At 63.3% G+C, this 21,793-nt stretch carries 17 protein-coding genes and 9 tRNA genes; 14 read left to right on the top strand and 12 right to left on the bottom strand.

What is annotated here, in order from left to right; all coding sequences use genetic code 11:
* Window positions 1-83: 83 nt before the first annotated feature.
* From GM655_RS13025 to GM655_RS12995, 7 genes are all read left to right on the top strand, one after another.
* Window positions 84-1,322, top strand: coding sequence for an exonuclease SbcCD subunit D C-terminal domain-containing protein (locus GM655_RS13025; RefSeq protein WP_155435098.1), 1,239 nt, complete (start codon window positions 84-86; stop codon window positions 1,320-1,322).
* Window positions 1,319-5,215: an AAA family ATPase gene (locus GM655_RS13020; RefSeq protein ID WP_155435097.1), complete on the top strand. Its 3,897-nt coding sequence runs from the start codon at window positions 1,319-1,321 to the stop codon at window positions 5,213-5,215. The genes GM655_RS13025 and GM655_RS13020 overlap by 4 nt, the downstream gene beginning before the upstream one ends.
* 149 nt (window positions 5,216-5,364) lie before the next feature.
* Window positions 5,365-5,955: a putative metalloprotease CJM1_0395 family protein gene (locus GM655_RS13015; RefSeq protein WP_155435096.1), complete on the top strand. Its 591-nt coding sequence runs from the start codon at window positions 5,365-5,367 to the stop codon at window positions 5,953-5,955.
* Window positions 5,956-5,995: 40 nt separating this feature from the next.
* Window positions 5,996-6,205 (top strand): hypothetical protein, encoded by a 210-nt coding sequence (locus tag GM655_RS13010; RefSeq protein WP_155435095.1) that lies wholly within the window; start codon window positions 5,996-5,998, stop codon window positions 6,203-6,205.
* A gap of 90 nt (window positions 6,206-6,295) precedes the next feature.
* Window positions 6,296-7,270, top strand: a complete 975-nt coding sequence (locus GM655_RS13005) for a hypothetical protein (protein WP_155435094.1) — start codon at window positions 6,296-6,298, stop codon at window positions 7,268-7,270.
* Window positions 7,271-7,378: 108 nt separating this feature from the next.
* Window positions 7,379-8,548, top strand: a complete 1,170-nt coding sequence (locus tag GM655_RS13000) for a methyltransferase (protein ID WP_155435093.1) — start codon at window positions 7,379-7,381, stop codon at window positions 8,546-8,548.
* Window positions 8,549-8,674: 126 nt separating this feature from the next.
* Window positions 8,675-8,751: transfer RNA gene (locus tag GM655_RS12995), tRNA-Met, on the top strand.
* 102 nt (window positions 8,752-8,853) lie between these two features.
* On the opposite strand, the gene GM655_RS12990 is transcribed toward GM655_RS12995, so the two are convergent.
* Complete coding sequence (locus GM655_RS12990; protein ID WP_155435092.1) at window positions 8,854-9,303, bottom strand: hypothetical protein; 450 nt, start codon at window positions 9,301-9,303, stop codon at window positions 8,854-8,856.
* Window positions 9,304-9,462: 159 nt separating this feature from the next.
* On the opposite strand from GM655_RS12990, the gene GM655_RS12985 reads away from it, so the two are divergent.
* The 4 genes from GM655_RS12985 (at window position 9,463) to dbpA (ending at window position 13,536) form a co-directional block, all read left to right on the top strand.
* Complete coding sequence (locus GM655_RS12985) at window positions 9,463-9,930, top strand: VOC family protein (protein ID WP_155435091.1); 468 nt, start codon at window positions 9,463-9,465, stop codon at window positions 9,928-9,930.
* Between the two features lie 146 nt (window positions 9,931-10,076).
* Window positions 10,077-11,705 (top strand): acid phosphatase, encoded by a 1,629-nt coding sequence (locus GM655_RS12980; protein ID WP_155435358.1) that lies wholly within the window; start codon window positions 10,077-10,079, stop codon window positions 11,703-11,705.
* A gap of 119 nt (window positions 11,706-11,824) precedes the next feature.
* Window positions 11,825-12,049: a hypothetical protein gene (locus tag GM655_RS12975; protein ID WP_155435090.1), complete on the top strand. Its 225-nt coding sequence runs from the start codon at window positions 11,825-11,827 to the stop codon at window positions 12,047-12,049.
* 77 nt (window positions 12,050-12,126) lie between these two features.
* A complete protein-coding gene (gene dbpA / locus GM655_RS12970; protein WP_155435089.1) occupies window positions 12,127-13,536 on the top strand; it encodes an ATP-dependent RNA helicase DbpA in 1,410 nt (469 codons plus the stop codon).
* 37 nt (window positions 13,537-13,573) lie between these two features.
* Here the strand turns inward: dbpA and GM655_RS12965 are convergent, their stop codons facing one another.
* The 3 genes from GM655_RS12965 to earP form a co-directional block, all read right to left on the bottom strand.
* Window positions 13,574-15,181 (bottom strand): amidase, encoded by a 1,608-nt coding sequence (locus GM655_RS12965; protein WP_155435088.1) that lies wholly within the window; start codon window positions 15,179-15,181, stop codon window positions 13,574-13,576.
* 226 nt (window positions 15,182-15,407) lie between these two features.
* A complete protein-coding gene (locus tag GM655_RS12960; RefSeq protein WP_155435087.1) occupies window positions 15,408-15,983 on the bottom strand; it encodes an elongation factor P in 576 nt (191 codons plus the stop codon).
* Between the two features lie 133 nt (window positions 15,984-16,116).
* Complete coding sequence (gene earP / locus GM655_RS12955) at window positions 16,117-17,265, bottom strand: elongation factor P maturation arginine rhamnosyltransferase EarP (protein ID WP_155435086.1); 1,149 nt, start codon at window positions 17,263-17,265, stop codon at window positions 16,117-16,119.
* Window positions 17,266-17,458: 193 nt separating this feature from the next.
* On the opposite strand from earP, the gene GM655_RS12950 reads away from it, so the two are divergent.
* The 3 genes from GM655_RS12950 (at window position 17,459) to GM655_RS12940 (ending at window position 20,667) form a co-directional block, all read left to right on the top strand.
* A complete protein-coding gene (locus GM655_RS12950) occupies window positions 17,459-18,271 on the top strand; it encodes a hypothetical protein (protein WP_155435085.1) in 813 nt (270 codons plus the stop codon).
* Between the two features lie 63 nt (window positions 18,272-18,334).
* Window positions 18,335-18,610, top strand: coding sequence for a hypothetical protein (locus tag GM655_RS12945; RefSeq protein ID WP_155435084.1), 276 nt, complete (start codon window positions 18,335-18,337; stop codon window positions 18,608-18,610).
* Window positions 18,611-18,621: 11 nt separating this feature from the next.
* On the top strand, window positions 18,622-20,667 hold the full coding sequence (locus GM655_RS12940; protein ID WP_155435083.1) for a S8 family serine peptidase: 2,046 nt from the start codon (window positions 18,622-18,624) through the stop codon (window positions 20,665-20,667).
* 49 nt (window positions 20,668-20,716) lie between these two features.
* Here the strand turns inward: GM655_RS12940 and GM655_RS12935 are convergent.
* The 8 genes from GM655_RS12935 to GM655_RS12900 form a co-directional block, all read right to left on the bottom strand.
* Window positions 20,717-20,792 (bottom strand) — tRNA-Glu (locus GM655_RS12935).
* Between the two features lie 38 nt (window positions 20,793-20,830).
* Window positions 20,831-20,906, bottom strand: a tRNA-Glu gene (locus tag GM655_RS12930).
* Between the two features lie 161 nt (window positions 20,907-21,067).
* Window positions 21,068-21,143 (bottom strand) — tRNA-Glu (locus tag GM655_RS12925).
* Between the two features lie 25 nt (window positions 21,144-21,168).
* Window positions 21,169-21,244, bottom strand: a tRNA-Ala gene (locus GM655_RS12920).
* Between the two features lie 58 nt (window positions 21,245-21,302).
* Window positions 21,303-21,378, bottom strand: a tRNA-Glu gene (locus tag GM655_RS12915).
* 42 nt (window positions 21,379-21,420) lie between these two features.
* Window positions 21,421-21,496, bottom strand: a tRNA-Ala gene (locus GM655_RS12910).
* Between the two features lie 118 nt (window positions 21,497-21,614).
* Window positions 21,615-21,690: transfer RNA gene (locus tag GM655_RS12905), tRNA-Glu, on the bottom strand.
* Between the two features lie 23 nt (window positions 21,691-21,713).
* Window positions 21,714-21,789 (bottom strand) — tRNA-Ala (locus GM655_RS12900).
* Window positions 21,790-21,793 lie beyond the last annotated feature (4 nt).

The raw sequence follows: 21,793 nt of genomic DNA, 5'->3' as shown, positions 1-21,793 counted from the left end.
ATCGCTGCTGTAAATATATCAAGCTCGCCCGCGGCAAGTTGCGCTATATTGTGCGCTTCCCGCTGTTCTGAACCACATACTCCATGCGTCTGCTGCACACCTCCGACTGGCATCTGGGCCAGACCCTGCATAACTACGAGCGCCATTACGAGCACCAGCAATTCCTCGACTGGCTGCTCGACACGCTCGCGCAGCAGCAGGCCGACGCCCTGCTGATCGCAGGAGACATCTTCGACAACGCCAACCCGTCGGCCGCCTCGCAGCGCCAGTTCTACCAGTTCCTGCGAGCTGCGCGCGAACGCGTGCCCCATCTGAACCTGATCGTCATCGCCGGCAACCATGATTCGCCGGGCCGGCTGGAAGCCCCGGCGCCGCTGCTGGAGGCCCATGGCACACGTGTGATCGGCCATGTGCCGCGCCTGGCCGATGGCAGCATCGACATGGGCGCCATGGTGCTGCCGCTGACGGATCGCAGCGGCGCCGTGCAGGCCTGGTGTCTGGCCGTGCCCTTCCTGCGTCCGGCCGATGTGCCACGCCCACCGCAGCCGGAAGGCCAGAGCAGCAGCGCTGATCCCTATCTGGCCGGCATCGCCCTGCTCTACCGCCAGGCGCTGGAACATGCGCTAGCCCGCCGCAGCGCCGGCCAGCCTATACTGGCCATGGGCCACTGCCACATGGTCGATGGCCAGATGTCGGAAGATTCGGAGCGCCGCATCGTCATCGGCGGCACGGAAATGCTGCCGGCCGGGATCTTCGGCGCCGATATCTGCTATGCCGCGCTAGGCCACCTGCATCTGGCCCAGAGCGTGGGCCAGCAACGCCATATCCGTTACTGCGGCAGCCCGCTACCGCTGTCGTTTGCCGAAATCGGCTATCAGCATCAGGTGCTGCAAATCGATCTTGAGGGTGGTGCGCTAGGCGAGATCACCGCGCTGCCCGTGTCGCGCGCCGTGCCCCTGCTGCGGGTGCCAGCGCGCCCTGCGCCGTTGGCCGAAGTACTGCAGCAGTTAGCCGCACTGGCAACGGAGGCGGCGCCACCCGAGCGCCAGCCCCTGCTGGAAGTGCGGGTGCTGCTGGACGCGCCGGAACCGGGCCTGCGTGCCAAGGTGGAAGCGGCACTGGAAGGCAAAGCCGTACGGCTGGCGAAAATCGAAACTACCAGTGCGGCCCGCAACGGCGCGGCCGAAGCGGCAGCGCTCACGCTGGACCAGCTGGAACGCCTGCAGCCCGATGAAATCTTCCGTCAGCTGTATCGCCAGCGCTACGATCAGGATGCACCGCCCGACCAGTTGAGTGCTTTTGCGGAGTTGCTGCTGTCATGAGAATACTGCGCATCGCCGGTAAGAATCTGGCCTCGCTGGCCGACGAGTTCAGCGTCGATTTCGAGCAAGCACCGCTGGCCGCCAGCGGCCTGTTTGCCATCAGCGGCCCCACCGGAGCAAGCAAAAGCACCCTGCTAGACGCGCTCTGTCTGGCCCTGTATGACGCCACCCCGCGCCTGCTGCGTGTGGCTGGCCGCAACTATCTGGCCGACGTCGGCAACGAGACTATCACCACCCAGGACACCCGCAACTTGCTGCGCCGTGGCGCGGCGGAAGGCTATGCCGAAGTGGATTTCGTCGGCAGCGACGGCGCCAGCTACCGCGCGCGCTGGAGCGTGCGGCGGGCCCGTACGCGGGCCGAAGGCGCACTGCAGCCCACGGCCATGACACTGCACCGGCTGCCGGCACTGCTGCCGCTCGGGCATACCAAGACCGAGGTCAAAGGCGAGATCGAAAAACGTATCGGCCTGTCGTTCGAACAGTTCACCCGCGCCGTGCTACTGGCGCAGAATGAATTCTCCGCCTTCCTCAAAGCGGAAGACAATGAACGGGGCGAGCTGCTGGAGAAGCTTACGGGCAGCGCCATCTACAGCGAAATCTCCATGCGCGCCTATGCCCGCGCCAAACAGGAACAGGAAGCGCTACAGCGCCTCAGCGACAGGCTGGCCGACCAGAAGCCGTGCAGCGCAGAACAGCGGCAGGAGCTGGAAAGCCAGCACGCCGCAGCACTGGCTGCGCAGCAGGAACTGGAACTACGCACTGCGGCACTGGAACAGCAGCTGCAATGGCACCAGCAGGCGCAGCGACTGGCCGAGGCCGAACAGCAGGCCACGCTGGCCTGTGCCGCCGCCACAGCCGCTATCGATGCTGCAGCACCGCAGCGCGCCGGTCTGGCCCAGCTCGACGCCATCCAGCCGGCCCGCCCGCTGGCGGCAGAATGCCAGCGCCTGACGCAGGAAAGCGCCCGCACCAGCGAACAGATAGCGGCGCTGGCTGTGCAGGCGCAGCAAGCCGCTGCCGCGCTGGTGCAGCACCAGAGTGCCCAGCATAGCGCCAGCGTGCAACTGCAAAGCGCCGAGCAGGCGCAGCGCGATGCCGCCCCCCAGCTGGATCAGGCCAAGGCACTCGATGCCCGCATTGCTGCCCTGCTGCCCGCATTCCAGCAGGCTGCCGCTGCCTGCGCCGAAGCCGATCAGGCCGACCAGGCCGCGCGCTCGGCCCAGCAGGCGCGCAATGACGAGCGCCAGCAGGTAGCCCAACAGCAGGAAGCCAGCAGTCACTGGTTGGCGCAACACCAGCAATGGGCAGCTCTGGCGCAGTCGTGGGAACGCTGGGAGGTGCTGTTCGTGCAGGCCGGCCAGCAGGCCGCGCAGGCCGAACGGTTGAATCAGACGCTGGCCAAACTGCAGCAGCAAATCCAGCACCAGCAGGAACAGCAGGCGCAGGCCCAGTCCGAACTGGCGGCCAGCAGCCAGCGCCTGCAAGTGCTGGAACAGCAGCAACAGAGCACGGCCAGCACGCTGGCGCAATATGCGCCGGAACAGCTGCAGGCCAGCCGTCAGCAGCTAGGAGCAAGGCGCAACCTGCTGGCACAGGGCGAAAAACGCTGGATAGACTACGATGCGCGCCAATCACGCCACGCCTATCTAGCGCAACAGGCGGCCGAGCTGCGCGCCACGGCAGCACAGGCCGATGCCGAGCTCAAAGCGGCCCAGCAGCAGGCTGGCACGCTGCTCGCCCACAGCACTCAGGCCGAACGTTCGCTGCAACTGGCGCAGGCAGCTTGCGCGGCCAGCGTGCAGGATCTGCGCGCCACGCTGGAAGACGGTCAGCCCTGCGCCGTGTGCGGCGCGACCGAACACCCTTACCACCACGACGACAGCCGCCTGCTATCCATGCTGGCCGGACTGGAAAGCGAAGTGGCGCACTGGCGCCAGCAGGTGGAAGCCAATCTGGCCCTGCAAACGGCACGCCGTACTACCGAACAGGCCTGCCTCGATCAGTTGCAGACGCTGGCACGCGAAACGGCCACGCTGGCACCCGCCCTGTCCGAAGCCACGCAAGCATGGCAGGCCATGGAGGCGCAACTGGCCGCTGAACAACTGCCCGAGGCCGCTGCCCGCACGGACTGGTTTGTCGGCCAGCTCGAGCAGCTGGCCTCCGCACTGCACATGATCGAAGCGCAGGAACAGGCATGGCATCAGGCGCGTCAAGCCCACGAACAGGTGCAGGAAGACTTGGTCCGCAGCCAAAACGCGCACCAGCAGTTGCAGCAAGCCGTGACCCATCATCAGACCGCGCTGGCCGAAAGCCGCAGCGCAGCCAAAGCACTCGATGTGCAACGGGTCGATCTGGCACTGACGCTGGGCAGCCTGCTGGCCGACCTCGATCCGGCCTTCAGCGGCAGCGAGCTGCCCAGCGATGACTGGAAAGATGCATGGCGCGCCGCACCGGCCCGATTCTATGCAGCCCGTCAGGCTGAAGCCAGCCAGTGGCTGCGCCAGCGCAGCAGCTACGACGAGCGCCAGCAGCGCCTGCAGGCACTCGACATCGAACTGCGCGCCGGACAGGATGCACTGAGCAAAGCCCAGCGCGATGCGGTTCAGGCGCGCGTTAGCTACAGCAGCGCCGAAGCGCAGTTGCAGGGCTTGCAACAGCAACGCCTGCAACTGTGGGGCGGCAAGGAAGCCAGTGCCGTCGAAGCCGCATTCAACGAGGCCGTCCACGCGGCACGCCAGCAACTGACGCAGCGCCAGAGCGCCGCCCAGCAAGCCGCGCAAGACGGCGCGCGTGCAGAAGCCGCGCAGGCCCAGGCACAGCTGCATCTGGCCAGCCTGCATAGCGCCAGCACCACGGCACAGCAGGTACTGCAGGACTGGCTACAAGCCTACAATCTGCAGCAGCCACACGCAGCGCTGGACGATATGGCACATCTGCAGGTCCTGCTAGCCGTCACAGCGGAGGCCATCAGCCAGCAGCGCGCCGCCATGCAGGCGCTGGAACGCCATGCAGCAAGCGCTGCCACCGTGCTGGAAGAGCGCCAGCACCAGCGTCAGCAGCATATGGCCACGGCGCCGCAAGCCACGCCCGATGCGTTGCAGGCACTGGCCACGACCGACGCGGACGAGCAGGACAAGCAGCACGAGCAGGACCAGCCGAACAAGGTGGACGAGGTGGTCGAAGGGGGCGACGCAGCCACGCAAGGACTGTTGGCCGATGCCATCGCCGCCCTGAGCCGCGCGCTGACGACCTTGCAGCAGGCCTTCCGCAGTGCGCGCGAACAGGCCGTGGCAGCCCAACTGGCGCTGGCGCAGGATGATGCCCGCCGCAACCGTGCCCAGGCCATGCTGGCCGAAATCGCCGCGCAGGAAGCCAGCGAACAGCGCTGGGCGCGTCTGAGCGAGCTGATAGGCTCGGCCGATGGCAAGAAATTCCGCAACTACGCCCAGCAGTACACGCTTGATGTGCTGCTCGGCTATGCCAATGCCCACCTGCGCCATCTGGCGCGGCGCTACCAGCTCGAGCGCATCGTCCATCCGGCCAGCCCTTCGCTCGCCCTGCAGGTACGCGACCGCGACATGGGCGATGAAATGCGTTCGGTACATTCACTGTCAGGCGGCGAATCCTTCCTCGTTTCGCTGGCGCTGGCGCTGGGACTGGCCTCGCTCTCTTCCAACCGTGTGCGGGTGGAGTCGCTGTTCATCGACGAAGGTTTCGGCAGTCTGGATGCGGAAACCCTGCGCGTGGCCATGGATGCCCTCGACGGCCTGCAAGCCATGGGGCGCAAGGTGGGCGTCATTTCGCACGTGCAGGAAATGACCGAGCGCATCGCCACCCGCATCCTGGTACAGCCGGCAGCCGGCGGCCGCAGCAGCGTCAGCGTGCAGGGCTAGCCCCGGCGCTGGCCGCTAGCCGGCCGTGGCACCGTCGGCGGCCCCGCCGTCGATGGCGCTGGCGGCGGCGGTCTGTCGCCACCATGGCCGGCGATGTTGCGCTGTAAATTTGCTATCATTTAGCTGAGCAGTCGTCCGGACCCCAGCCCATGAACCTGAGCGCTATTCCGCCCCGCAGCAGCCAGCCGGCCACACCCAGCGTGGCGCCGGCGCGGGTGGCTGCGTCCGCGATGCCGGCCGGACCGGCTTCCGCCTCCACCAGCGCGGCGCCCGACACCAGCTTTGCAGGCAGCGCCGCTGCCACCAATCTGACCCCGGAAGCGCTGGAACTGGTGGCCCAGCTCAAGGCACGCGACACAGAAGTGCGCCAGCACGAGCAGGCCCACATGGCCACGGCCGGCGGTCTGGCGACTTCGGGCGCCTCCTACACCTACCAGCGCGGTCCGAACGGCGTCGATTACGCCATCGGCGGCGAAGTCCATATCGACACCTCGCCTGGCCGCACCCCGCAAGAAACCATAGAACGGGCCCGCACCATCCAGGCCGCGGCACTGGCGCCGGCCAGCCCGTCCGGCGCCGATCAGGCCGTGGCAGCCCAGGCCCAGCAGATGGAATTGCAGGCGCGTTCGGAGCTGGCCGTGCAACAGGCGCAGGAGCTGGCAGCCAATAGCAGCAATAAAGTCAGCCAGACCTACCAGCAGTTGCCGCTGGTGCCGCCCAAACTCGACATCTATGCCTGAATGTTAGAATGCCGCCTTTGTCCGTCATACAGAGCACAACATGTTAAAAGCACCACGCACCCTGACCTTCAAATGCGCCAAATGCGCCAAAGCCGTACAGGTACGCCTGCAGAAAGTCTCGGCCTGCTCGCACATCCAGCCGTATTTCGGCGTATGCGCCTGCGGCGAGCCTAAGCACCATGCCATCGGTCAAAAAGACGCGGTGGAATCCTATCTGGCCGCGCCGGAAGGCTGGACCCACCACCACTAAGCTGCCCCCCCGGAGCTGCCCCCGGCTCAAGATTCCGGCCAGATTACCGTTAAAAGAAATATCATCAAACGGAATCTGCTGGAATCAGCCATGTCCACCATATCTGCCCTTACATCACGCAACCTGCCCGCCTCACTGTATGCCGGCAGCTCGCAAATTGACAGCAAGACCAACGCCAGCCGTCAGGTCAAGGCGAGTGACACGGTGCCGGCCAGCGCCAACCCGGTCAGCTCGATTGCGTCCAGCTCGGCCAGCAATGCGCTCGACCAGCATCTGGCCGCCGTCGGCAACGACACCATAGACTACGCCCAGAGCTTCCTCAGCAGCTTTGCCCAGAGCCTGTTCGGCAGCAGCGGCAAGGATGCCCAGATCAGCTTTGACAGCGCCAGCCTCGATACTTCCAGCACCGTAGCTGCCGGCGTGCGCCAGAGCAGCGGCAGTTTCGGTAGCAGCTCGGCCGCCGCTTTCCAGCTCTCCGACAGCTCGCACTTCATCGGCAAGGGCACCATCACCACGGCCGATGGACGCAAATTCGATTTCGAAGTGGAAGTCCAGTACGACGCCCAGCTGAGCGCCGCCGCCAGCCGTAGCAGCAATACATTGAATGACAGCGCCCAAACCAACCGCAGCCTGACCACCAACGCCAGCGACCTGCCCAAGGTGCAGGTACCGAATATCGATTTCCCCGGCACCCTGTCCGATCTGTTCAAGCTGATAGGGCTGGACCTGCAGACCGCGCTGTCGACCGGCGACAACACGCCGGACCGCAGCAGCGACGGCATAGACCGCAACACCCTGCGCAGCCTGTCGCTACGCCTGCTCAATCTGGTCAACAGCAAGGACACCAATACCTACAGCGCCCCTAGCGCTGCCGACAAGGCCAAGGCCGCCACCGCCGGCGACGCCGATGCCAGCAAGGCGCAGGCTGCGCCAGCCAGCAGCGCCGACACCGGCACCAGCGCCGCCGCGGCCAGCAACGCAGTGGTCAGCAATACCGTGGCCAGCGCCCCCGATCAGGATGGCGACAGCGACAGCCGCCAGACCGTTGCCGACATCGGCGCCTAAGCGCCCAGTATAATAAGCGCCGCAAGCGCATGAACCGCCAGAGATGCCAGCCATCTCCGGCGGTTTTCGTCTTGTCCCTACGCTCACGCCACCTATCGATAGCCTGCCATGTCCACACAAACCGCCTCCCCAGCCGCACCTCAACTGATCCACTGGGAGGAAAATGGCGTGCCATGCAGCGCCGTCTGGCACTCCGAGGCCGGCATGCCGCCGCCCAAGCGGGTGGTGATCGCCGATGACCGCACCAACGCCGATGTAGCCTACCGCATGGCCTGCGAAGGCACGGCCATGCTGTGGCGCGGCGACTTCCAGAATGCGCGCCAACTGCTGCAGGCACTGGCACGCCGTGCCGACCACAAGGGGCGCGGCGGCAAAAAGGCCAAGCCAGCCAAACTGCCGGCCACGCCGACGGAAGCATTCCATCTGCACCGGCAGGCCCAGTCGCAGCGTGCCCGCACGCTGGCCATGTTGCTGATACCGTTCGAAGCCGGCTACAGCATACCGCTGCGCCGCGCGCCCGACGTGCAGCTAGCCTGCAATGAAGCCTACGGCCGCTACAGCGCCCCCTTCATCGCTTCGCTGCGCGAGCTGCTCGGCCTGATCGGCGCCCACGAATGGCGCCGCACGGGCGTGGAAATCCCTGCCCTGCAGGCACGCATCCACCCCCATTACGGTGTGTTCTCGCCCGTGCGCGGCGAGTATGTGCAGCTAGTCGCGGAAGCCCCGCTGCCGAAAGACAGCTCGCTGGCGTTCGACATCGGCGCCGGTACGGGCGTGCTGTCGGCCGTTCTGGCGCAGCGCGGCGTACGCAAGGTCGTGGCCACCGATATGGACCAGCGCGCCCTCAGCTGCGCGCGCGAAAATCTGGCCCGCCTCGAGCTGGATCAGCAAGTAGAACTGCAGCAGGCCGACCTGTTCCCGGACGGCCGGGCGCCGCTGGTGGTCTGCAATCCGCCGTGGGTGCCGGCCCGCCCCAGTTCCTCGATCGAATACGCCGTGTACGATCCCGATAGCCGCATGCTGCGCGGCTTCCTGGCAGGGCTGGCAGCCCATCTGACGCCGGGCGGCGAAGGCTGGCTGATCCTGTCCGATCTGGCCGAGCATCTGGGCTTGCGCCCGCGCGAGCAACTGCTGGGCTGGATCGCCGACGCCGGCCTGAAAGTGCTGGACCGGCACGACGTGCGCCCGGTCCATCCGCGTGCCAGCGATGCCAGCGACCCGCTGCATGCAGCCCGTGCGGCCGAAGTCACTTCGCTGTGGCGGCTGGGCGCGGCCTGATGCCGTAACGTCGCGCGTTTTGTACGAAAAACGCGAGCAGCGGACCAAAATCGGCCGAAAACCTGTGCCTGACTATCCGACCTCTTGCACTTTATCGGACAGGTGTATATAATATGTGCCTTCAGACGCGGGGTGGAGCAGTCTGGCAGCTCGTCGGGCTCATAACCCGAAGGTCACAGGTTCAAATCCTGTCCCCGCAACCAGATTCAAAACGCCGCTGATTTCTTACGAAGTCAGCGGCTTTTTTCATTGCCCTTCCCCGCTTCAGCGGGAGGCCGCTGGCCGGTTCCGGCCAGCCGACAGAATTAATCGATGTAGCGGTCGAACACCAGCGATTCGAGATTGTCGCCACCTATCAGGTCTATGCTGGCTATATCGCAGGCCAGCTGCGCGGGCAGGCTTTGCCCAGCCGGTATGCCCAACTGCTTGCGGATGGTGGCGGGGGTAAGCTTGTGGCGCTTCAGGTAGTCGCCATCGATATAGGCCTGTGCAATCACCACACGGTTATGCTCGCCGAGCACCACGTTCAGATAGATCGCCGGATCCGGCGCCAGTTCGTACACCAGCGTATGTTCGCGCCGCTCGATCACCTTGGCTTGCGAGCGCTTGAATTTGCGCTTGGCCATGTTATCGATAGGCCGCATCAACCCCTGTATAAAACGGCACTGCCGCTGATCCGATATGGGCTCCTGCGCACACACTGTGGCGCTCAGCACCAGCAACACCAGACCAGAGACTAAACGGGCTTGCTTCAATTTTTTTTCCTCAGTGTTCTAAGCACGTTCGCTGCCCTCAACACTATAAACCATCAGGCACGGCAAGGTGGTGAGTTTCTACGCAATTTGGACTATCTACAAGATGATATTCTTGTCAAACTTGGCAAAGCGCCACCATCATCTAGCCCCCAACTCGCCATGACCACACTACCCGCCCCTGCCGCCCTGCCACCGAGCCAGCGCCTGCACCTGATCCTGCTCGGCGTGGCCGATGTAACCGCATCCGTGCGCTTCTATCAGGCGCTGGGCTGGCAGCAAGCGGCCAGCAGCAACGCCGGCTTCGCCAAATTCGATCTGGGCGGCTATGCCCTGTGCCTGCTATCGCGCGCGGCTTTCGCTGCCGACGCCCTGTCGCCCACGGCCAGCGGCAATGGCTTCGCCGGCATGGCGCTGGTCTACCTTGCTCGCACCCCGGATGAAGTAGCTCAGGTACTGGCGCGCGCCGTGGCAGCCGGCGGCACACTGGTCAAACCGGCCACCCGCACGGACTGGGGCGTGGCCGGCTATTTCAAGGATCCGGACGGCCACCTGTTCGAAGTCGATTACGAAGACGGCTGGGTGCTGGACTCCGATCACCGCCTGCACGTCGACGGCATCCAGTCCTGAGCCTGCGCATAAACCTATAGCCAGCGGCTGATACTTCAATTTACTTTTCCGACATACCCATCCGTTCACAAAACTGTCACAATTGCCTCTTTTGTACAGCCTAGGAGTCCAGTGTGAAAAATACCGATCAGGATAAAGCGCCCGTCATGCAGGATGCGCCAGCGAACCCTTCGCGCCGGCGGATTTTTCAGGCGGCTGCCGCCACCGGCATCGCCGCTACCCTGCCCGTGGTGAGCGAGACGGCCAGCGCCAAACCTGTCAGCCATAGCTCGCTGGACGCCAAACTCAAAGCACACGTGAAAAACGTGGTGGTGATCTATCTGGAGAACCGCAGCTTCAACAACCTGTTCGCCAACTTCCCCGGCACGGCAGCACCGCTGTCGGGCGTCACGCCAGCCGCCTGCCTGCAGCGCGACCGCGATGGTTCGGTACTGCCTGCGCTGCCCAAGATCTGGGGCGGCATGGTGCCGAACACCCAGGACATCGGCGGCAAGAAATACGCCATCAAGGAAGACGATATCAAGGGTCTGCCGAACGCACCGTTCAAACTGGTCGATACGGCCGGCCAGCCGCTGCCGGAAGCCGTCATCACGCGCGACCTGTGGCATCTGTTCTATCAGAACCAGATGCAGATTAATGGTGGCGCCAACGACGGCTTTGCTGCCTGGGGCAATACGGGCGGCATGGTGATGGGCTACTACGGCGAGACCAGCAAGAATCTGGGCCTGTGGAAGATCGCCGAACAATACACCCTGTGCGATAACTTCTTCATGGCGGCCTTCGGCGGCTCCTACCTGAATCACCAGTTCCTGATTAGCGGCCGTACGCCAGAATACTTCAACGCGCCGCAGACGGCGGCACGCAAGAAGATCGCCGTACTGGACGACGGCCCGACCGGCTTCCGCCTCAGCGTCACCAAGACCAGCCCTGCTTCGGCCATGGACGGCCATCCGGACTTCGTCAACAACGGTGCCATCACGCCGGACGGCTATGCCGTCAACACCATGGCACCTCCCTACCAGCCTAGCTACATCCGTCCCGCACCGGGCGGCGATACCATGCTGGCCAATCCGGACGATGCCAGCACCCTGCCACCACAGACCTACGACACCATCGGCGATCTGCTGTCGGCCAAGAAGGTCAGCTGGGCGTGGTATGGCGGCGCATGGCAGGCCGCGCTCGATGCGCGCGGCGGCGGCGAGAAGCCCAACTTCCAGTACCACCACCAGCCGTTCAACTACTTCAAGCAGTTCGCACCGGGTACGGCCGCACGCGCCGAGCACCTGCGCGACGGCGGCCTCGGTGACAGCCCGATCTCCAACAAATTCCTGGCCGACGCCATCGCCGGCAAACTGCCGGCCGTGACCTTCTACAAACCGCAAGGCAATCTGAATTTGCACGCCGGCTACTCGGACATCGAATCGGGCGATGCTCACATCACCAACGTGATCGAGCACCTGAAGAAATCGCCGCAGTGGAAAGACATGGTCATCGTCGTCACCTTCGACGAGAACGGCGGCTGGTGGGATCATGTGGCGCCGCCCAAAGGCGACCGCTGGGGCCCCGGCTCGCGCATACCGGCCATGGTGATTTCGCCGTATGCCAAAAAGGGGCAGGTCGATCACAGCTTCTACGACACCACCTCCATCCTGCGCCTCATCACCCGCCTGCACGGCCTGCCGCTGCTGGAAGGCCTGAAGACCCGTAACGAAGCCTTCGCGGCGCGCAAAGCCCTGCCGCCGGGCGATCTGACCGGCACTCTCAGCTTCCGTTAGGGTTGGGCGGCGGCTTTGTGATACACTGCGCACCTGTATTTAACTGAGCCCGACTGCTGCAGCCGGGCTTTTGTTTTGAGCGGCGCATTTTTTCGCGCGCCGTGGGCACGAGATGGATCATGAGAGATAAAAAAGATAACGCCACGTTCGACCTGCCCGGTTTCAGCCCGGCCGCGCCGCTCGAACCCGAAGCCAAGCGTCCACCGCCACCGCGCGCCAAACGCAGCACGCAGAAACAGGTGCAACTCGAACTGCTCGAGCCGACCGACACCACCGGTCTGCCACTGTGGGTACGCGACGACAAGCTAGACCTCACCGGCCTGCCGGTGTGGGCACCAAACTAAGTATTTTTTCCACAGCATCGGGCTGTCTCAGAGCCTGTTAGACTGTGCTGACGTCCTTTTTATACAGGTCTGACACCATGACATCCACCGCTTTCAACAGCCTGCCGCTGGCGCCTGCCCTGCTGGCCAATCTCGACACTCTGGGCTACAAGGAAATGACTGCCATACAGGCGCAAAGTCTGCCTTCCGTGCTGGAGGGGCGCGACCTGATTGCGCAGGCCAAGACGGGTAGCGGCAAGACCGCGGCTTTCGGCATCGGTATCCTCGCCAAGCTGAATCCCGCATGGTTTGCCGTGCAAGCGCTGGTGCTGTGCCCCACGCGCGAACTGGCCGACCAGGTGGCCAACGAGTTGCGCCGCCTCGCGCGCGCCACCGGCAACGTGAAAGTGCTGGTGCTGACCGGTGGTTCGCCCATGCGTCCGCAGATCGCTTCGCTCGAACATGGCGCCCACATCATCGTCGGCACCCCGGGCCGCGTACGCGACCATCTGGGCCGCCAGACGCTGGACCTGTCGAAAGTGGAAACGCTGGTGCTCGACGAAGCGGACCGCATGACGGACATGGGCTTCTACGATGAAATCGCCAACATCGTCAGCGCCTGCCCGAAACGTCGCCAGACCTTGCTGTTCTCGGCTACCTACCCTGACGATATCCGCCGCGCCACTGATTCCTTCCTGGCCGATCCGGTCGAAGTGACGGTAGAAGCGCAGCACGACAACAGCCAGATCGAACAGCTGTTCTTCGAGATCGGTTTCGATCAGCGCAACAGCGCCGTGGCGCGTTTGCTGGCGCACTACAAACCCGTATCGGCCATCGCCTTCTGCAATACCAAAGTGCAGTGCCGCGAACTGGTGGACGAACTGCGCGCCAAAGGCTTCTCGGCACTGGCCCTGTACGGTGAACTGGAACAGCGCGAACGCGACGAAATTCTCGTGCTGTTCGCCAACCGTAGCTGCTCCGTGCTGGTGGCCACCGACGTGGCCGCGCGCGGTCTGGACATCCAGAATCTGGAAGCCGTGATCAACGTCGACGTATCGAAAGATACGGAAGTGCACATCCACCGCATCGGCCGCACGGGCCGTGGCGGCGAACAGGGTCTGGCCCTGTCGCTGTGCGCACCGAACGAAAAGAAATGGGTCAAGCTGATCGAAGAATACCAGCAGGCGCCCGTCGCATGGTATGACCTCGACAGTCTGGACGAAGGCGAATACGGCGTCGATGCAGCACCGATGATGACGCTGGTGATCGCCGGCGGCAAGAAGGACAAGCTGCGTCCCGGCGATGTACTGGGCGCGCTGACGGGCGACGCCGGTCTGGCCAAGGAACAGGTAGGCAAGATCAACGTCACCGAATTCCAGACCTATGTGGCGATCGACCGCCGCGTGGCCTACGACGCCTACGAACGCCTGAGCCGCGGCAACCCGCTAGGCGGCGACTTCGGCGCCTTCAAAGGCCGCAACTTCAAGATGCGTTTTATCGAAATCTAAGTAGGGTAAAGCGCGGCAGTGACCGCGCAATACCGGCCTAGCGCACGCTGAGCGATACGCTGGCGGGGAATTGCGGCGCACGGCGGTGGCGCGTGGCCTGTTCGTAGGAATAGGCCATGCGGATCAGCAGCGCTTCGCTATAGGCTGCGCCGACGAACGACAGCCCCACCGGCAAACCCTGCACATGCCCGGCCGGCACCGTGATGTGCGGATAGCCGGCCACCGCAGCTGGCGACGAGAAGCTGCCACCATAATGGTCGCCATTGATAAAATCGGTCAGCCACGCAGGTCCGCCGGTAGGCGCCACCAGCGCATCGAGCTGGTGCTGCTGCATCACCTGATCGATGCCTTCCGCGCGCGCATAGCGGCGGTTGTTCAGTAACGCATCGCGGTAGGCCGGGGTTTCCAGGTCGCCCTTGTTCTGCGCCTGTTCCAGATATTCCTGCCCGAAGTATTTGAGTTCGCGTTCGTGATTTTTCTTGTTGAAGGCAATCACGTCGGCCATATTGGCCACCGGCGCATGGGGCGCGTACTTTTTCAGATAGGCTTCCAGATCGGCCTTGAACTCATACAGCAGCACTTCCGTTTCCGTCTCGCCGTACTTGGCCGAGTTGGGCACTTCCGTGTCGATCAGCGTGGCACCCTGCGCCGCCAGATCCTGCAGCGCACGCTCGATCACCATATCCACTTCCGGATTACTGCCGAAGAAATTGCGCGCCACGCCTATGCGTTTGCCTTGCAAACCGCCCTTCTCCAGCGCTGCGCTGTAGTCGGCCATTTTGCCGCGGCTTTCTGCCGTGGCTTCATCGTCCGCATCCACGCCCACCATGGCCGTCAGCATCAGCGCTGCATCGGCCACGCTGCGCGCCATCGGCCCTGCCGTGTCCTGCGAATGGGCGATAGGAATAATGCCGCTGCGGCTCACCAACCCCAGCGTGGGCTTGATGCCGACCAGACCGCAGATGGATGCCGGCGAAACGATGGAACCGTCCGTCTCCGTACCCACGGCCAGCGTAGCCAGATTGGCGGCAATCGCTGCGCCCGAACCGGAGCTCGATCCGCTGCAATTACGGTCCAGCGAATACGGGTTCAGGGTCAGGCCGCCGCGCGCACTCCAGCCGCTGACGGAATGGGTGGAGCGCATATTGGCCCACTCGCTCAGATTGGTTTTGCCGATGATGACGGCGCCGGCCGCGCGCAACTGTGCCACCACATGCGCGTCACGCGCAGCGCGCACGCCGTTCAGCGCGAGCGAACCGGCCGTAGTACTCATACGGTCGCCCGTGGCGATATTATCCTTGAGTAGAACCGGGATGCCGTGCAGCGGGCCGCGCAGACGCTTAAGCATGCGCTCGCGGTCCATCTCCAGCGCAATCTTCAGGGCTTCGGGATTGATCTCGATGATGGAATTCAGGCGCGGGCCGGATTTATCGATGTTGCGGATGCGCGCCAAGTACTGCGAGGTCAGCGAATGGGACGTCAGCTTGCCCGCCTCCATCATCTGTTGCTGCTCGCGCACGCCCGCTTCGAGGATGCCGCCCGCACCGAACTTGAAGGCCGCTACCGACGGTGCAGCAAGCACCCGGCTGCTGCCCGCGGCAGCACCTGCCGTCAAGCCGATCCGTACGAATTCCCTGCGATCCATGCCATCCCCATCGAAAAAAGAAACAGAATTAACGCCCGCACAACTTATTGCATCCTATAAATATAGCAGCGTGTTGCCTGCAGTACCATAAAAATCATTACGGCTCGGCAAATAATTTCTGATTTTCAATGAAAAAAGCACGCGAGCGGTGTGCTAGCGTGCTTTTTAGGGGCAAAAAGGCCGAATTTACGGCCTTTTTGACGCAGTCTTACAACAGACTGACAGATTAGTCGCGAACGATACGCTTGTATTCGTTGGTGCGGGTGTCGATTTCGATCACGTCGTCCTGGCTCACGAACAGTGGAACCTGTACGGTGAAGCAGTGCGCTTCGATGGCGTTCTCGATTTTGGCTTCTTTCAGAACGTTGCCCGAAGTGTTGCCCTTAACTGCAGGCTCCGAGTACACCACTTTACGTGCGATGGTGGTTGGCAGTTCGACCGAGATCGCTTTGCCATCGTAGAACACGGCTTCGCATTCCATACCATCTTTCAGGTAGTTCAGGGCTTCGCCCAGGTTTTCTTCTTCGATTTCGTACTGTTCGTAGTCAGCGTCCATGAACACGTACAGTGGGTCAGCGAAGTACGAGTAGGTTACTGGCTTCTTGTCCAGAACAACTACGTCGAATTTGTCGTCGCCACGGAAGACGTTTTCCATCGGAGCGTTGGTCAGAAGATTCTTCATCTTCCATTTGTAGGTGAAGCCCGTGCGGCTCGAACCGTTGACGTCGGAACGCAGAACGATCATAGGCTTGCTGTCAACCATGATGATGTTGCCAACACGAATTTCTTTTGCAGGTTTCATAGTAAATATTCGATTCTAAGTAGGTTGCGTAAAAATCATCTGTTGCTCGGCATAGCGCCTGAAGCTCACGGTTGATCAGGTAAAAATGTGCAATAGATTAACCCAGCATTATACCTTGCTTTTACCGTCTCGCCTATCTCGGCGTGGCGGCGAAACGCAGCAGATTGCTGGCCAGATCGCCCAGTGCCAGCATTTGCTGCTGCCATGCTTCGGCACGCTGCTGCATGGCTGGCATCTGCGTGCGGAACCCGGCCCATAATGCCGGCCAGTCGGCTGCGCTGCTGCCCGCGCCATTCCATTGCAGGCTCAGTGCACTCAGGTCCGGTAGCCCGGCGGCGTAGCGCTGCAGGAAGGCGCGCAGCTTCTTGTGATGCAACTGCTCGTCCTGCGGGTAGATGTGCCAGACGAAGGGGCGGCCAGCCCATTGCGCGCGCACGAAGGAATCCTCGCCGCGCACGAAGTTCAGGTCGCAGGACCACAGCAGGCGGTCGTAATCCTCCTGCGGCACAAACGGCAGCACGCGCAGCGTCAGCGCGCCGCGCGTGGCGCAGGCGCCGGCCACGGCAGGCGTGCCGAGGAAGGCTTGCACGGCATCGGCCGCCACGCCTTCCGGCACCAGACAGGTAGTCGGCGTGGTATCGAGCTGCCATGCGGCCAGCAGCTCGGCCACAGGCGCATGGGGATAGCAGAACAGGCTGACCAGACGGGCCGCCATTTGTTCGGGCCCCAGTCCCAGTTGTGCGAGGAAGGCCGTACGCGCCGCCGCATCGGACTGGAAGGCGCGGCGCTGTTCGGCCAGTCCGGCTTCCACCAGCAGGCCACCGGTCTTTTCCGTGAAGCCGGGGAAGAAGAAGTGCTTGATCAGGCCCAGTTGCGGATGGGTGGAACTCAGGCCGTGGCAGCCTTCTACCCACTCTTCCGCCGTCAGTCCTTCCAGGTTGAACCACACGGGGCGCGGCTGGCACTGCGCCATCGCGGCAATGTAGCCGGGCGGGATATCGACGGCAAAAAATTCGATGACGATGTCGGCCACATCGTCGACGCCGAACACGCCGTCCATGCTGCACCAGTGGCGCACCGTGACACCAGCCTGCATCTGCGTATCGGCCTGCACGTCGATGCCGGGACAGATACGGCGGAAGCTGGCCAGATCATCCACCCACAGCGTGACAGCGATGGCGTGCTCGCGCTGCAGCTGGCGCGCCAGCCGCCAGCAGATACCGATATCGCCGTAGTTATCGACTACGCGGCAGAACAGATCGAGGCGGGTCAGGCTAGTCATGGCAGAGCAGAAAATGAACGAGGCTGGATGATACCTGATCCGCCGGCAGCGCCGCAGAAAACACCAGTGCACGCAGCTTGAACTTCCGCGCCGGCGCGCAGTCAAAACTGCTCCGGTGCGCAGCGCCCCATGCCGCATGAGTGCCCACACCGGCCTGCATTGCGATCACATCCCCACCATGAAAGGAAGAGCCATGAATGAGCTTCAACAGTACTACGCAAACGCGATGCTGCCGCAGCCGGGCGGCCTCGCACCACAAGGTTTTCTCGGCGGCCTGATAGGCGCACCGCTGGGCGGTCTGATAGGCCGCGGCATCGGTGGCCTATTCGGTAATTCCCAGCTCGGCCATCAGATCGGACAGGCGGCCGGCGGTATCGGTGGCGCCTTCCTGCCGCTGGCTGTCGATCCCGTTACGGCGGCCTATGCCCAACAGGCGCAGCAACAGCAACTGCTGCAACAGGCCCAGCTCGCGCCACAGGGCTGGTTCGGCAATATCGTGAAAAGCGTGGCGCAGCCGCTGGGTCAGACCATAGGCAATGTGTTCGGCCACGGCCAGCTGGGGAGCACCATAGGCGGCTATGCCGCGCAGCTGGGCGGCATGCTGCCGTTTGCCGTCGATCCCGTGCAGCAGGCTTACGCCCAGCAGGCCGCACAGCAGCAACAGCTGCAGCAACTCCAGCAACTGCAACAGCTACAGCAATTGCAGCAGATGCAGCAGGCACAGGGCATCGCGCCGCAAGGCTGGTTCGGCAACATCATCAAATCCGTCGGCCAGCCACTGGGGCAGGCCATAGGCAATGTGTTCGGCCACGGCCAGCTGGGCGGCACCATAGGCGGCTATGCCGGTCAGCTAGGCGGCATGCTGCCGTTTGCCGTCGATCCCGTGACGGCAGCCTATGCCCAGCAACAGCAGCAACAGGCCCAGCTGGCGCAACTGGCACAGCAGGCGCAATTGGCCAACGTGGGCAATAGCGCCCTGTATGGCGGCCAGCAAACCCTGCACTGATCGCGCACCTGTTCCCTCCCCTCCGCCACTTGGCGGAGGGGCCGCACCGCAAAGGAGGCAGCCATGTTAGACATGCAAACAGCGCCTGCACACTACCTGATCCACGCCAGCGCGCATGCGGCCATGCAGGACTTTCTTAGCCACGCAGAACTGGACCCGGAAATCCGCATTCTCGATCGCATCGGCCCGCCCGACGCACCCCATACGCTGGTGGTCGAAATCAGCAGCGCCAAGGCCCGCGCACTGTCCCAGCAGTTCCGCAACACCACCCCTCAACTGACGATAGAACCGGATCAGCCCCTGACCATGTTCGACATGCTCTCGGCTGGCCCGCTGTGAAAGGAAGATTCATGGCCAAGTCCAATCCCAATGACGACGCCAGTGTCGCGCCGGAATCCCGCGCCGGCACGGAAGGCGAAAGCCCGACGATGGCCAGCGACAGCAGCCCGCGCAGCGGCCGTGGCAGCAGCACTGGCAGTGCGACCAGCGGCAGCGAGGACAGCGGCAGCAGCACGCACGCTAGCGACATAAGCGGTACGCGTAGCAGCCCGTCCGGCAGTGCAGCGCGCAGCACCATAGGCGCCCGCAAGAAGCAGTATGTGATCGCACCGCGCCAGAGCGACGGCCTGCAGACGCTGGGCCTGCAGGCACTGCAGTTCTCGGCGCTGGAACAGGCACTGCGCAATAGCGCCGATATCGAAGTGGTCGACAAGGTCGGCCCCAAATCCGTGCTGGGCGCACTGGCCGACGGCATGGGCGGCGCACAGGGCGTGCTGGTGGCACGCATGACGGAGCAGAAGGCCAGCATCCTGCACCAGCAGGGACAGGGCCGCCTGCTGGTCGAACCGGACCAGCACCTGAATCTGCTCGATACCCAGCCGCGCCAGCCGGCCATGGTCACCGGCGTCCTGCCTGCGGGTGCCGGCCCGGTGTTCAATGTAGCGCTGCGGGTAACGGGAGCGGATGGCGCGCCCGTTGCGGAAGCGGAGGTTACACTGTTCGGCAGCATGCTGCCCGCCACCGGCGTGAGCGATGCAAACGGCGAAGTAAGCCTTTCCCTGTATGGCGAAACGGCGCAATCGGTGCGCGGCCTGTACGTCAAGCCGCGCGCCGACTACTGGAGTTTCTACCAGCGCGACCCCGACATCCAGAGCGAACAGGTGAACGAGGTGGCGCTCAAGACCATCGCTGACTGGCCGGCACTGAGCGGCTTCCCGCGCCAGCGCTGCTATTGCTGGGGGCAGAAAGCCATGCGGCTGGATCAGCTGCCCGGCAATTATCGCGGCCAGGGCATCAAGATCGCCATCATCGATTCCGGCGCCGCCACCACCCACGATAATCTGCACGGCATACGGGCCGGTTTCGATGTGCTCAACAAGAAGACCAATCCCGATGGCTGGGAGCAGGATACGCTGGGCCATGGCACCCACTGCGCCGGCATCATCGCAGCGGCCGATATCGCCTCCGGCATACGGGGCTTTGCGCCCGATGCGGAAGTCCATGCCTGCAAGCTGTTCCCCGGCGGCCAGATCAGCCAGCTGATCGATGCGCTCGAATACTGCATCGACAAACAGATCGACGTGGTCAATCTGAGCCTGGGCGGCACGGAAGTGTCGGAAGCGCTGGAGCAGCAGATCATCCGTGCCAAGCGGGCCGGCATCGCCTGCATCGTTGCGGCCGGCAATTCGGGCGGCCCCGTGCAGTATCCGGCTTCCTCGCCAAATGTGCTGGCGGTGGCTGCCGTCGGCAAACTCGATGAATTCCCCGCCGATAGCTACCACGCCCAGACCCTGTCGCAGAACGTCGATGCCTACGGCTATTTCACGGCCAGCTTCAGCTGCTTCGGTCCGCAGGTCAGCGTGTGTGCGCCCGGTGTCGCCATCCTGTCCTGCGTACCGCCGAATAATTTCGCCGTGTGGGATGGCACCTCCATGGCCACGCCGCATGTGACGGGGCTGGCCGCGCTGACACTGGCCCACCATCCCGATTTCCAGACGGCGCCCTATCTGGGCCGCGGTGCCGAGCGGGTGGAGCGGCTGTTCCAGCTGATCCGCGCCAGCGCACGGCGCGTCAGTCAGGCCGACCAGAGCCACACCGGCTATGGCATGCCCGATGTGCTGCTGGCCGTGGGCCTGCAGACGCCGGCACTGGCGCAGGCCGTGGCGCCGCAGCAGGCGGGCGTGATCACGCCGCTGGTCAGCAATGCCGGGGGACTGATGGGCAATCCGGCAGCAGCGCTGGCCTATCTGAGTACCAATTCCGTACTGGGGAGCGGCATGAATACGGGCTTGTACGATCCGCTGGCGCGCGAAGCGGCGCGTGCAGCACTGGCGGCCTACCACGGCAGCTGGTTCCACCCGCCGGGCACTCCGCCCTATAACCCCATCATGTGGTGAAGGCGGGCAGAAAAACAAAAAGCCGCACTAGGCGGCTTTTTGCTTGATCTGGCGTCCCCAGGGGGATTCGAACCCCCGTACTCACCGTGAAAGGGTGATGTCCTAGGCCTCTAGACGATGGGGACAGAAAACTGTCCGTACTGCTGACCTGTTAGAAAAATCCTGGCGTCCCCAGGGGGATTCGAACCCCCGTACTCACCGTGAAAGGGTGATGTCCTAGGCCTCTAGACGATGGGGACTTTTCTAAGGCGCGAATCATATCAGCGTTCGCCCTGCCACGCAAGAGAATCCCGCTCACCGGCACAAAAAACTGCTAAAACACGCTGCAATATTAGCGGCTTCACCACAAACGGGCACTGGACGTAAAAAAAGCCGCGCTAGGCGGCTTTTCTACATATCTTGGCGTCCCCAGGGGGATTCGAACCCCCGTACTCACCGTGAAAGGGTGATGTCCTAGGCCTCTAGACGATGGGGACATGTCGGTGCTTCCCGCGCATTTAGTGGTGGAGGTAAGCGGGATCGAACCGCTGACCTCTTGCATGCCATGCAAGCGCTCTCCCAGCTGAGCTATACCCCCCGGGCGCAGAAAGTCTTCTGTGTACTACGGTTTTACTACTCATCAGCTCTGGCAAAGCTGGCGTCCCCAGGGGGATTCGAACCCCCGTACTCACCGTGAAAGGGTGATGTCCTAGGCCTCTAGACGATGGGGACCTTGGAACTACGGTTACTACGTCGTTATCACTTCTACGCTGTTGGTGGAGGTAAGCGGGATCGAACCGCTGACCTCTTGCATGCCATGCAAGCGCTCTCCCAGCTGAGCTATACCCCCCGGGCGCAGAAATAATAAAAGCCGCTTGCGCGACTTTTGTTTTCACTACTTGTATCTCTATCGGGCCTAAGCCAGATGTCAAACAATCAGTACAAACAACGTCAACTACAAAACTACTTGGCGTCCCCAGGGGGATTCGAACCCCCGTACTCACCGTGAAAGGGTGATGTCCTAGGCCTCTAGACGATGGGGACTGCGAACAACCAATTCTGCAACGTGGTGGAGGTAAGCGGGATCGAACCGCTGACCTCTTGCATGCCATGCAAGCGCTCTCCCAGCTGAGCTATACCCCCGTTT

This window comes from Pseudoduganella danionis (assembly GCF_009720775.1).
In the GTDB taxonomy this organism is placed as follows: domain Bacteria; phylum Pseudomonadota; class Gammaproteobacteria; order Burkholderiales; family Burkholderiaceae_D; genus Rugamonas; species Rugamonas danionis.
The sequence above is the reverse complement of the archived record's forward strand: the minus strand, read 5'-3'. Positions and strand labels throughout refer to the sequence as shown.

Bases quoted from the DNA above. Each gene is read 5' to 3' on its own strand.
- earP (WP_155435086.1), bottom strand. From the start codon at position 17,265: ATGACTAGCCTGACCCGCCTCGATCTGTTCTGCCGCGTAGTCGATAAC.
- GM655_RS13025 (WP_155435098.1), top strand. From the start codon at position 84: ATGCGTCTGCTGCACACCTCCGACTGGCATCTGGGCCAGACCCTGCAT.
- GM655_RS12985 (WP_155435091.1), top strand. From the start codon at position 9,463: ATGACCACACTACCCGCCCCTGCCGCCCTGCCACCGAGCCAGCGCCTG.
- GM655_RS13005 (WP_155435094.1), top strand. From the start codon at position 6,296: ATGTCCACCATATCTGCCCTTACATCACGCAACCTGCCCGCCTCACTG.
- dbpA (WP_155435089.1), top strand. From the start codon at position 12,127: ATGACATCCACCGCTTTCAACAGCCTGCCGCTGGCGCCTGCCCTGCTG.
- GM655_RS13000 (WP_155435093.1), top strand. From the start codon at position 7,379: ATGTCCACACAAACCGCCTCCCCAGCCGCACCTCAACTGATCCACTGG.
- GM655_RS12945 (WP_155435084.1), top strand. From the start codon at position 18,335: ATGTTAGACATGCAAACAGCGCCTGCACACTACCTGATCCACGCCAGC.
- GM655_RS13010 (WP_155435095.1), top strand. From the start codon at position 5,996: ATGTTAAAAGCACCACGCACCCTGACCTTCAAATGCGCCAAATGCGCC.
- GM655_RS12960 (WP_155435087.1), bottom strand. From the start codon at position 15,983: ATGAAACCTGCAAAAGAAATTCGTGTTGGCAACATCATCATGGTTGAC.
- GM655_RS13020 (WP_155435097.1), top strand. From the start codon at position 1,319: ATGAGAATACTGCGCATCGCCGGTAAGAATCTGGCCTCGCTGGCCGAC.
- GM655_RS12940 (WP_155435083.1), top strand. From the start codon at position 18,622: ATGGCCAAGTCCAATCCCAATGACGACGCCAGTGTCGCGCCGGAATCC.
- GM655_RS12950 (WP_155435085.1), top strand. From the start codon at position 17,459: ATGAATGAGCTTCAACAGTACTACGCAAACGCGATGCTGCCGCAGCCG.
- GM655_RS13015 (WP_155435096.1), top strand. From the start codon at position 5,365: ATGAACCTGAGCGCTATTCCGCCCCGCAGCAGCCAGCCGGCCACACCC.
- GM655_RS12980 (WP_155435358.1), top strand. From the start codon at position 10,077: ATGCAGGATGCGCCAGCGAACCCTTCGCGCCGGCGGATTTTTCAGGCG.
- GM655_RS12965 (WP_155435088.1), bottom strand. From the start codon at position 15,181: ATGGATCGCAGGGAATTCGTACGGATCGGCTTGACGGCAGGTGCTGCC.
- GM655_RS12975 (WP_155435090.1), top strand. From the start codon at position 11,825: ATGAGAGATAAAAAAGATAACGCCACGTTCGACCTGCCCGGTTTCAGC.